Annotated in this window: 13 protein-coding genes; 6 read left to right on the top strand and 7 right to left on the bottom strand. The window is 34.9% G+C overall.

Going from position 1 to position 11,330, the window contains the following annotated elements:
- Nucleotides 1-3 precede the first annotated feature (3 nt).
- Entirely contained in the window at nt 4-435 is a 432-nt protein-coding gene (locus ACKXGU_RS11365) for a TlpA family protein disulfide reductase (protein WP_463465429.1), read from the top strand.
- Between the two features lies 1 nt (nt 436).
- Here the strand turns inward: ACKXGU_RS11365 and ACKXGU_RS11360 are convergent, their stop codons facing one another.
- The 6 genes from ACKXGU_RS11360 to ACKXGU_RS11335 all read right to left on the bottom strand — a co-directional run bounded on the left by ACKXGU_RS11360 (nt 437) and on the right by ACKXGU_RS11335 (nt 6,085).
- Nucleotides 437-721, bottom strand: a complete 285-nt coding sequence (locus tag ACKXGU_RS11360) for a Sec-independent protein translocase subunit TatA/TatB (protein ID WP_463467433.1) — start codon at nt 719-721, stop codon at nt 437-439.
- Nucleotides 722-804: 83 nt separating this feature from the next.
- Nucleotides 805-3,114 (bottom strand): M1 family metallopeptidase, encoded by a 2,310-nt coding sequence (locus ACKXGU_RS11355; RefSeq protein WP_463465428.1) that lies wholly within the window; start codon nt 3,112-3,114, stop codon nt 805-807.
- Nucleotides 3,115-3,178: 64 nt separating this feature from the next.
- Nucleotides 3,179-3,679, bottom strand: a complete 501-nt coding sequence (locus tag ACKXGU_RS11350) for a DUF6702 family protein (RefSeq protein ID WP_463465427.1) — start codon at nt 3,677-3,679, stop codon at nt 3,179-3,181.
- A 63-nt stretch (nt 3,680-3,742) separates the two neighbouring features.
- Complete coding sequence (locus ACKXGU_RS11345) at nt 3,743-4,555, bottom strand: hypothetical protein (RefSeq protein WP_463465426.1); 813 nt, start codon at nt 4,553-4,555, stop codon at nt 3,743-3,745.
- Nucleotides 4,552-5,313, bottom strand: coding sequence for a hypothetical protein (locus ACKXGU_RS11340; RefSeq protein WP_463465425.1), 762 nt, complete (start codon nt 5,311-5,313; stop codon nt 4,552-4,554). Before ACKXGU_RS11340 ends, ACKXGU_RS11345 begins: the two co-directional genes overlap by 4 nt.
- Nucleotides 5,300-6,085 (bottom strand): carboxypeptidase-like regulatory domain-containing protein, encoded by a 786-nt coding sequence (locus ACKXGU_RS11335; protein WP_463465424.1) that lies wholly within the window; start codon nt 6,083-6,085, stop codon nt 5,300-5,302. The genes ACKXGU_RS11340 and ACKXGU_RS11335 overlap by 14 nt, the downstream gene beginning before the upstream one ends.
- Nucleotides 6,086-6,197: 112 nt before the next feature.
- On the opposite strand from ACKXGU_RS11335, the gene pepE reads away from it, so the two are divergent.
- Genes pepE through ACKXGU_RS11320 form a run of 3 tightly spaced genes read left to right on the top strand, consistent with a single transcriptional unit; the run spans nt 6,198 to nt 8,667 of the window.
- The gene (pepE, locus tag ACKXGU_RS11330) at nt 6,198-6,905 is read left to right on the top strand and encodes a dipeptidase PepE (RefSeq protein WP_463465423.1); all 708 of its coding nucleotides are present in this window, start codon (nt 6,198-6,200) and stop codon (nt 6,903-6,905) included.
- A gap of 6 nt (nt 6,906-6,911) precedes the next feature.
- Nucleotides 6,912-7,853, top strand: coding sequence for a GNAT family N-acetyltransferase (locus tag ACKXGU_RS11325; protein ID WP_463465422.1), 942 nt, complete (start codon nt 6,912-6,914; stop codon nt 7,851-7,853).
- Between the two features lie 46 nt (nt 7,854-7,899).
- Entirely contained in the window at nt 7,900-8,667 is a 768-nt protein-coding gene (locus ACKXGU_RS11320; RefSeq protein WP_463465421.1) for a M48 family metalloprotease, read from the top strand.
- A 60-nt stretch (nt 8,668-8,727) separates the two neighbouring features.
- On the opposite strand, the gene ACKXGU_RS11315 is transcribed toward ACKXGU_RS11320, so the two are convergent.
- On the bottom strand, nt 8,728-9,120 hold the full coding sequence (locus tag ACKXGU_RS11315) for an ankyrin repeat domain-containing protein (RefSeq protein ID WP_463465420.1): 393 nt from the start codon (nt 9,118-9,120) through the stop codon (nt 8,728-8,730).
- 250 nt (nt 9,121-9,370) lie between these two features.
- Between ACKXGU_RS11315 and gpmI the strand changes: the two genes are divergently transcribed.
- Both gpmI and ACKXGU_RS11305 read left to right on the top strand, forming a co-directional pair.
- On the top strand, nt 9,371-10,888 hold the full coding sequence (gpmI, locus tag ACKXGU_RS11310; RefSeq protein WP_463465419.1) for a 2,3-bisphosphoglycerate-independent phosphoglycerate mutase: 1,518 nt from the start codon (nt 9,371-9,373) through the stop codon (nt 10,886-10,888).
- Nucleotides 10,889-10,918: 30 nt separating this feature from the next.
- Nucleotides 10,919-11,329, top strand: a complete 411-nt coding sequence (locus ACKXGU_RS11305; protein WP_463465418.1) for a BT0820 family HAD-type phosphatase — start codon at nt 10,919-10,921, stop codon at nt 11,327-11,329.
- Nucleotide 11,330 lies beyond the last annotated feature (1 nt).

The raw sequence follows: 11,330 nt of genomic DNA, 5'->3' as shown, positions 1-11,330 counted from the left end.
TTTATGAATCAAATCATCACTTCAATTCCTGTTAAGGACCTTTGTTACAATGACTTTGACCTATTACAAATGTTTAGAAACAAATCACTACTTTTATTACTCTACAATAACAGCTGTTTAGGATGTACTGGCCGTGCTATACCTCTAGCCTACAAGTTTCAACAATTGTATCCAGATATTCAAGTGGTAGGTATTCATAGTAATTTCAGCAAAGAGAAAACCACTGAAGATTACATTAAAAGTATTTTTACTACTAAAGACTTACCGTTTCCTATATTTTTAGATGAAACCCATAGCGTATATGATTTTTTTAATAGCGAAGGAACGCCACAATGGGTTATATTAACAAAAGACCACAGACTCTATAGAACATTTTTTGGATCACAGGCCAATGCTGAAAACAGGCTTTATTATGCACTAGAAAGTTTAAGGTAAGTTACAGCTTTCGTCTTACAGAACCAGTAAAATCCTCAAGATCATCCTTAACTTTATTCAATTCATCTTGAACATCTTTAGTAACTCCTGTATCTAATCCGTTTGCTTCGGCACTCTTAGTAATTTCGGTTTTGATATCATTGGATGCATCTCGTAACATACGCATACCTTTTCCCATACCTCGAGCGATATCTGGTATTTTATCCGCACCAAATAGCATAACTACTATAAATAGTATGAAAACCACTTCTGTCGTCCCAATGAATAATAATGTCACTTGCTGTATCACTTTGCAAATATAGTGAGTTGTATGATACGAATAAAAAAAGCCGACTTATAAAAGTCGGCTTAAAAGAAATTATTTTTTTATTAATTCTTTACTTCATTCTTAAACTGGTCAAATTGACTTTGTTTAACCTCTTTAGGCCAAGAATTGTTGGACGTATCAATATCAGCTGTTTCTAAATTAGGGTCCAATGTAATTTTCACAATTTCCTTATCAGAAGCAACCGCCTTACTCACTTCTTTATCATTTAATCGCCAAATCTGGGCAGGATACTTTTCAGTTTTAGAAGTACCATCGGCATAAGTATACTCTACTATGATTGGCATTACCAGACCTCCTGGTTTTTCAAAGGTTACATTGTAAAAATATTTAGGTTGTTTAATATTCTTACGCTCTTCTTCCGAAAAATTATCCATAATGTATTCATTCAATGTTGGTGAATTTTCCAAAAGTGTCCCATTCTTCATACTTTCCTTGTATTCTTCACTACCTTCCTCTACCATATAAACCAACGGAGGTAAGTCGCTCAATTTCATACCACGTTGCTTCACAATGTTTTTAACATATTCGTTAGGTTCACCTGACACATAGTATTTCTTAACCTCTTTAACACCCATATCAACATAATCCGTTGTGTAGAACCAACCTCTCCAAAACCAATCTAAATCGAATGCTGATGCATCTTCCATGGTTCTGAAGAAATCTTCTGGTGTTGGGTGTTTAAACATCCAGCGTTGTGCATACTCTCTAAAGGCATAGTCAAATAATTCGCGACCCATAACCGTTTCACGTAATATATTCAAAGCAGTTCCAGGTTTTCCGTAAGCATTATTCCCAAACTGATGGGTATTTAATCCTTTTGTCATAATAGGTGCAATAAAATCTTGATCACCTCCCATATAAGGAACAATGTTAGCAGCCGGACCTCTTCTTGATGGGTATGTATCGTCTCCTTCAGACAATGCCGCTGGATACCACTCACCAAAATCTTGTTCAGCAACGTATTGTACAAATGTGTTTAATCCTTCGTCCATCCATGTCCATTGGCGCTCATCACTATTCACAATCATTGGAAAGAAGTTGTGACCAACTTCATGTATTATAACACTGATCATTCCATATTTTGTTCTATCACTGTACTTACCATCTTTATCAGGACGTCCATAGTTAAAACATATCATTGGATATTCCATTCCTTGGTTTTTGGCATGAACCGAAATAGCTTTATGATACGGGTAATCAAAAGTCATTCTGGAATATGATTTTAAAGTACTGGCAACAGCATAAGTTGACCATTCTTCCCATAAAGGATTTCCTTCTTTTGGATACATGGAGACTGCCATAACGTCTTTTCCACCAATTTTAACAGCCATCATATCCCAAATGTATTTTCTTGAAGTTGCAAACCCAAAGTCACGCACATTTTCAGCATAAAATTTCCACGTTTTTGTTCCTGTAGCACGACCTTTTTCAGCTTTTTCAGCTTCAGCTTGTGTTACAATCATTACGGGTTTATCGTATGACTTTTTGGCTTGCTCATAACGATTCATCATGTCTTTAGAAAAAACTTCTTTTCGATTCATAAGTTTTCCTGTGGCATCCATAATGTGGTCTGAAGGCACTGTAATATTGACTTCAAAGTTCCCAAACGGCAATGCAAACTCATCACGTCCCCAGAATTGAGAATTTTGCCAGCCTTCAACATCACTATATACTGCCATTCTAGGATAGAACTGGGCAATAATGTAATTTCTATTCCCATCTTCAGGAAAGTATTCATATCCTGAACGACCACCCATATTCACATAATCATTGATGTTATACCACCACTTAATTGAGAAAGAAAATTTTTCTCCTGTATTTAATGGCTTTGGCAATTCAACTCGCATCATGGTTCGGTTTATCATGTGAGGTAAATCTTTTCCATTAAGATCTTTCACAGCTTCTATCTTAAAACCACCATCAAAACCTTCGGTCATGTAAGACGAAGCAAAGGTACCCACTTGCTGTGCAGGTGCTACGCCACTACCTTGAATTAGTGGTGACTGTGAATCTTTAGCACGCATGTTTTGATCCAGTTGCACCCAAAGATATTTCAATTGATCAGGAGAATTATTAGTGTAGGTAATTGTTTCAAAACCCGAAATTTTCGCTTTATCATCATCTAAAACCAAATCCATTTTATAATCGGCTTGTTGCTGATAATAAGCTGGTCCAGGTGCGCCTGAAGCTGTCCGATACATGTTAGGCGTTGAGAACTCATCATACAATTGTTTAAACTTATTGTTGTTTGTATGACCCGGCTTACGCTCTGGTTTTTGTTCGTCTTCTTGAGAGAATGCTCCAACCGAAATGAACAGTGCAGATAAGAAAAGATATTTTAATTTTTTCATCGTTAATATTGGTTACAAAATTGAAGCGAAAATTAACGATTTTTTAAAGGTATTTTGGCGTTTCCTAAAAGTTTAACAAACCTTTATCATTTTCCTTAATGAGTATAAAGCTCTTGTTTCTATCATTGATATTGGTACGTACAATATTTTGTTGTTCACTGTACAAATCAAAAAGGACTTGGTTAGTTACCTCGAATGAAGAAATACTTGCCACATTTTCTATTTCCAGATAGCAATAAACAATGTCCGCCTCATACTCTTTTCCAATGAAATTAACAGTAGCCCTGCTACCATTGATTTTCACCTGAAATTTTTCGCCTAAATATTTTTCAATGTAGAAGTCCACTTTGGCAGGTTCATTTTCACTGGACAAAGTTACATTTGGATCATAGCGTTCCCGTAAAAGTTTTTCAAAATCGTCAATAAAGATTCTGGATATTATTTGCACCGATTTCTTTTCTTTTACATACTCAATTTGAGTAACGCTTACATAATATTTGTGAGCAGTAGTAAATGCCAAAACAGGCAAAATAAACACCAATAATAATTTCTTAAAATGAACCATATCAATTAGTTTTTATGCAAAAGTAATAGTAATTGTATGTCAAAAAGTATTCCACAAAATAAACTAATCCTTATTGTCATACTTATTATGTTTATATTCCTTCAACTTAACCAACAAATATTCAAGAATTAAAATGTCGGTTTTATTTTTACATCGCTCCAAAAAATCTTCTGACTCTGACACGAAATAGAAATATTCCATAGCATAGTTATCATGTAGTGGTTCCAAACTAAATAAATCTTTTGAAAGTCTTGTTTTTATATCGCGCACTAGTATTTCTTTTTCTTCCAAGACTACATTTTTCCTTAAAACTTTACTTCGTCCACTCATGGCATTTAAAATGGGGATTAATCGAACAGAAAAACCCAACCCACCCAAAGACCCTCCCAACTTGGGAGCCAAATCCGTACCATCTTGCAATCGTCTTTCCGCTTGGGTTTTAGGTTTTCCTTGATAGCTGTGGATTCCTGCCTTTAAAGATGTCATAGGTTCTCCATTAACGTTTCCTACATCTGAAAACATATTGCCTGTCAGTATTTTCCCTACTACCACTTCATTTAACATATTAACCTGTTCTTCTAAAGAAACAACAACAAATCCCTTTTTTAAAATATCATTATTTACAATAATTGTATCTGACTTGTGTTGTATAGATGAAAAAACCAAGACGTCGTTTAATCTTACCTCTATTGAAAATTCACCTTCTTCATCAGTTATGGTATATTTCTTAAACGTTTCATTAATTACGTGAATATTTTCAGCATCAGAAACTGTTACGACCCTACCTTTGAGTTCTTTGACTTGAGCACCAGCAGATTGGCTACCTAAAAAAACACCTAAACCAATTATACCTAATACAGCAAACCTACAACTCATTCCTTTTGGTTAGCCTTATACCCCTTCAACTTAACCAACAAATATTCAAGAATTAAAATGTCGGTTTTATTTTTACATCGCTCCAAAAAATCTTCTGACTCTGACACGAAATAGAAATATTCCATAACATAGTTATCATGTAGTGGTTCCAAACTAAATAAATCTTCAGATAGTCTGGCCTTTATACTATACATCAATGTTTCTTTTTCTTCAAGCAATATCTGCTTCTTCAGCTGTTTGGTTCTACCTGAAATAGCGTTTAAGATAGGATTTAAAGGCACAATGCCGCCACCAGTAGTAGCTTCATTTAATCGCCTTTCACTTTGAGTTTTGGGCTTTCCCTGATAACTAGGGATTCCCGCTTTTTTTGATGTCATAGGCTCTCCTTCAACATTTCCAACATCAGATAGAATATCTCCTGTTAACACCTTTCCAACAACGACTTGGTCCAATACATTGACCAGCTCTTCCAGATAAACAACCAATGTTTTATCATCAATAATTTCACGATCAATTAAAACAGACAATAACTTATGCTGAATAGAACTAAAAACGAGTGTGTCATTTAAAGAAACCGATATCTTAAATTCACCATATTTGTTAGTTGTGGTGAAACGTTGTGCCGATTTGTTGATAACATGTATATTTTCAACATCCGATTCACTTTGAACCTTACCTAATAAATCAATGGTTTGGGCAAATCCAATACTTGTAAAAAATAAAAAAATCCTTAAAAAAAGTAAGTTATTCTTTCCCATTGTTAGTCTTTAGGAATAGCTCACTTTGGCCATTCAAATACTCAATGAGCTTCATTTCGTTACCCTCTTGAAGCAAGGTTTCATCAAAATTTTTAGCATTGACATAGGCTATGAATTCTGGAACCCGTTCTTGCGGAATATTAAAATTACCACTGATAAAAGCCTGTGAATATTTGGCTGCCAATACATCCGTATATTTAGAATCCAATTCAGTAGCAGTTGGTGTTTTGTCCTTTCTTTTGAACAATTTGTTAAGCCCAAAAATACGTGCAAAGTCAACACCATTATAATATCGCCCCTCACTGGTAATAACATTTCTAACTTCAGAATAAGGGTCTTGAGCAAATTCCATATCGCTCAAATCACCAAAATGCATCTCTATATAGCGTTGCGGTTGGGTCTTGTCAATGTCAACATGGATTTCTCCAGTCAGTAATGACGGTAGTAAAATAACTTCACTTAATTTATTAAGCTCTTCAACCAAAAACAATCTTAAAACCCTCGAATCAACAACATCCTGGGTAATAGTAACTTCAACTGAAACATACTGTAGCGCTGAAACCTCAACAACATCATTTAAGGCCACCTCCATTTTGAAATCTCCATTTTCATCCGCAACTGTTCCTTTATTAGATGAAGAATTATAGACCGTTACACCCTCTACATCGTTTTGGGCAATAATCTTACCGTTTACTTCCACACGTTTAACATCTTGTGCAAGCAGTGAAATTGTTGAAATAAAAAAAGCAGTTATAAGTAAAATTTGTTTCAAGTTGATCGGTTTTAAAGGTTAAAGAAAATATTTCTAATCTTAATTTTACTCCAAAAGGAGTATAAACTTTTGTTAAAAACAATGTTTACTTAAATTTACGAAAAAGATTTTGATGAAAAAATTAATTCTAGCCAGTACCTCAACGATTTATGGTTCAGGATATTTAGAGTATCTCATGGAAGATTTAGCCATCTTCTTTAAAGATTGCAATGTCATTACTTTTGTTCCCTATGCCAGACCAGGTGGTATTTCACATGATGATTATACCGAAAAGGCGCGATTGGCATTTAAAAAAATAGATAAAAAAACCATTGGTCTGCACGAATTTGGGTCACCTGTGGAAGCTCTGAAAAATGCTGAAGCTATTTTTATTGGAGGAGGAAACACTTTTGTATTGCTCAATAAACTTTATAAAAATGATTTGATGCAGCCACTTAAAGAGGTTATTGAAAAAGGCATTCCATATCTTGGCACCAGTGCTGGTATTAACATTTGCGGTTTGACCATAAACACAACAAATGATATGCCCATTGTCTATCCACCAAGTTTTAAAGCGCTTTCTATAGTTCCGTTTAACATCAACCCACATTATTTAGACCCTATTCCCAATAATAAACACATGGGAGAAACTCGAGAAACAAGAATTAATGAATTCCATCACTTTAATACTCAACCTGTTGTTGGTTTACGCGAAGGCAATTGGATTGAAGTCCATAATGGAAACATCACGCTTAAGGGGCAAAATCAAACCCGAATTTTTGAGTACAACAAACAACCCTATGAAGTTGAATCTGGAACATCTATCAATAATCTAAAGTAATATACCTTGAAAAAGTCAGTATTTGAAACCAATAGACTAATTCTGCGCGAGTTTATTATTGAAGATGCGAAGTATTTCTATGACCTGAATGCGGATTCTGAAGTCATTAAATACACTGGTGATTCTGCCTTTCAGTCGGTTGGAGATGCCAAGTCATTTCTTTCAAATTATAACCAATATCAACTCTATGGTATGGGACGCTGGGCCGTATGCTTAAAATCAACCCATGAATTTATTGGCTGGTGTGGATTAAAATTTCATCCAGATGATAAACTAGTTGAAGTCGGTTACAGATTCTTTAGAAAACACTGGAATCAAGGTTTTGCAACTGAAAGTGCCCAAGCATCCATTAACTATGGTTTTGAAACACTCAAATTAAAAGAGATTTATGCGCATGCACATGTTGATAATACAGCCTCCCATAAAGTTATTGAAAAATGCGGTATGGAGTTTATTAATGAAGCCGTATGTGATAATATGCCAGCAAAACTCTACAAAACCATAAGTCCCTTTTATTATCTAAAAAAAATAACCGCTGAAGAAACTTATGCCGTTAGGCATCCAGTATTGAGAGCAGGTAGACCACTATCTGATTGTGCTTTTTCTGGTGATCTAGATGACAATACATTTCATATTGGACTATTTTTCAAAAACACTTTAGTGGGCGTCGCATCCTATTTAAGAAATTCGAATCCCCTTTTTTCAGAAAAAGAACAATACCAATTACGTGGTATGGCTGTTTTAAAAGATTATCAAAGAAAGGGGCTTGGCGAACTCATACTTTCTGAAGGTGAAAAGCTGTTAAAAAACACATGTGACCGTATTTGGTGTAATGCCCGACAAATAGCCAAGAATTTTTATACTGAAAATGGCTTTTCAATTTTTGGAGAACCTTTTGAAATAGAAAGAATCGGGCCACATTATGTTATGAGCAAAAAGTTAATTTAGATTTATTTATAAACTTTCGTAAATTGGATACTTAAATCCATCGCCCATGAGAAGTAGAAATTTTAAAATCAGATTGTTCCTTGGAATAGCTATTGTGGCCTTTGCTTATTTACGAAAATGTAGTCAACAAGAAGAAAATCCATATACTGGAAGAACCCAAACAATTACGCTTTCACCTGAACAAGAAATAGCAATAGGCTTGCAAAGTGCTCCTCAAATGGAGCAACAATATGGCGGGCTATATCCCAACAATAACTATCAGGCCTTCGTTGATCAAGTTGGCAATAAATTAGTTGATAATAGTATTGCTAAGCAAACTCCATACAAATATGATTTCCATTTATTGGCCGATGACCAGACCATTAACGCATTTGCATTGCCAGGAGGACAGGTATTTATTACATACGCTCTATTTTCCAAATTGGAAAACGAGGATCAATTGGCAGGTGTTTTAGGTCATGAAATTGGGCATGTATTAGGCAAACACTCAAATGAACGGATCAGCGAAGCCAATTTTTGGAAAACCGTAACCATGGGAGCTTCAGTAGGTGCTGACATGGGTGAATTTGTCAATGGTATAGGACAAACCACGCTGTTATCCAATGGCAGGGACGATGAATTAGAAAGTGATGATTTAGGAATTAGGTTCATGATTAAAGCTGGTTACGATCCTGAAGAAATGATTGGCGTCATGGAGATTCTAAAACAAGCCGCTGGTCCCAATCGGGTTCCTGAATTTCAAAGTACCCATCCAGATCCAGAAAACCGAATTGAAAAAATAAGGGAATCGATAAAAAAATATAAAAACCAATAAAAAAAGCTCTGCAAATGCAGAGCTTTTTCTTACTAACCAACCATAAAAAAGTAATTCACATTACTTCTTTTTTTTCAATTCGTTTTTGATAACGGCTTCTGCATCCGTTGCATTGGACATTTGAGCATATTCAGCTGCAGTATGTCCTTTATCGCATTTCGATTTTAAATTGGCGCCATTAGCAATTAACACTTCCAAAATATCAGCTCTATTGAATTTTGCTGCATACATTGAAGGTGTTAAGCCGTTCCATTTTTTATTGACATCGGCACCTAATTCAATAAGCTTTTGAACCGTTTCAAGGTCTCCTTTTACAATGGACATGTGAAAGGGACTTGTCTCAACAATGGTTATATTGTCATAACCTGTTTCTGTTTCTAAATTTGTTGTTGCATTACTAGTAGCAAAAGTTAAACTTAATGCAATTGCCGATAAGACGATTGTTTTTTTCATGATGAATGATTTTTGATTAATGAAATAATTTTTTGATATACTAAAGAGACGACATAAAATTGAAACTGTTACACATAAAAAATACAAATAACATTTATTTAACTATTTGTATACAAATTTGTTAATTTCATATTAAATCTAACTGCCCAATACAATATCTCGTCACATCCTTAATTATTTCTAGTTTTTACCAATTGGTTATGTCCAACAAACTATAAACTTTTATCTTTGGGACTTAAAGCCAAAAAACATGAACAAAAAAGTTATTTTGATGATTTTAGATGGCTGGGGAAAATCACCCGATCCTAAAGTTTCTGCAATTGACAATGCTCAAACACCATTTATTGATTCCCTTTATGAAAAATATCCGAATGCTTCTTTAAGAACTGACGGACTGCATGTTGGACTACCTGAAGGGCAAATGGGAAATAGTGAAGTCGGTCATATGAATTTGGGTGCTGGACGCATTGTTTATCAAGACCTGGTGAAAATAAATTTAGCTGTAAAGAATAAAACACTTCAAAATGAAACTGTGCTTGTTGATGCCATTGAATATGCTAAAAGCAACAACAAACCTATTCATTTTTTAGGGCTTGTAAGTGATGGTGGTGTTCATTCACATATTAATCATTTATTAGGCTTAATAGAAGTTGCCAATGAGCAAGGTGTTCAAGAATCCTATGTTCATGCATTTACTGATGGGCGTGATGTAGATCCTAAATCTGGATATGGTTTCATGACAGAATTATTAGAGCACATAGAAAAAACTCCAACTAAATTGGCCACCATTACGGGTAGATACTACGCTATGGATCGCGATAATAGATGGGAACGTATCAAACTGGCTTATAATGCTATGGTGAATGGTGTGGGTACAAAAACTTCAAATCCCTTAAAATCTATTCAAGATAGTTATGATGAGAGTATAACCGATGAATTTATTAAGCCTATTATTTGTTCTGATCAAAATTCTGAACCAGTTACAACTATTAAAAATGGTGATGTTGTTATATTTTTCAATTTTAGAACGGATCGTGGAAGAGAGTTGACCGAAGCCCTCACACAAAAAGATTTCCATGAACAGAATATGCACAAATTGAACTTGTACTATGTTACCATGACCAATTATGATGAATCTTTTCAGAATATGCATGTGGTTTTCAAAAAAGATAATTTGTCAGACACACTTGGTGAAGTTTTGGCCAAAAACCATAAAAAACAGATTCGAATCGCTGAAACTGAAAAATACCCGCATGTTACCTTTTTCTTTTCTGGAGGTCGAGAAGAACCTTTTGAAGGTGAAACCAGAATATTACGAAACTCACCAAAAGTAGCGACTTATGATTTAAAGCCTGAAATGAGTGCCTACGAATTACGAGATGCGTTAATTCCTGAATTAAACAAAAAAGTGGTAGACTTTGTTTGTTTGAACTTTGCCAATGGCGATATGGTTGGGCACACAGGCGTTATGGAAGCCGCCATTAAAGCTTGTGAAGCTGTTGATAGTTGTGTGAAGGATGTGGTAACCACAGCTTTAGAAAACAACTACACCACTATTCTAATAGCTGACCACGGCAATTGCGAAACCATGATAAATCCTGATGGCTCGCCCCATACAGCACACACAACCAATCCTGTTCCAATAATTTTAATTGACAACGAATTGAAGCACATTAATAATGGTATTTTAGGTGATATAGCACCTACTATTTTGAAATTAATGGGCATTGACAAACCCAGCACTATGACTCAAAACAGTTTAGTTTAAGTTTTATTCGTATTTTGTATAGTATTGATTATGGATTTTAATAAAAAACTCATTATAGCAGTTGATTTTGACGGCACAATCGTAGAGGATGCCTACCCCAAAATAGGTAGACCCATGATGTTTGCATTTGAAACTTTAGAACGTCTTCAAAAGGATGGGCATCGATTAATTTTATGGACATACCGAAATGGTGTTAGATTGGATGAAGCCGTAGAGTTTTGCAAGAAAAATGGTATTGAGTTTTATGCTGTTAATAAAAGTTTTCCTGAAGAACAATTTGATTACAGCAAAAGCCGTAAAATTCATGCCGATTTATTCATAGACGACCGGAATATTGGAGGTTTTATTGGTTGGGGAGAAGTCTATCAAATGCTAACGAATCCGAAATACCAACCCTTAAAAATGCCTAAAAAGAAAGGATTCTTTTCATTTTTCAAATAAC

This window comes from Hanstruepera sp. CR43, from assembly GCF_055227665.1.
Note: the sequence above shows the minus strand (reverse complement) of the source record. Positions and strands in the feature narration are given on the sequence as shown.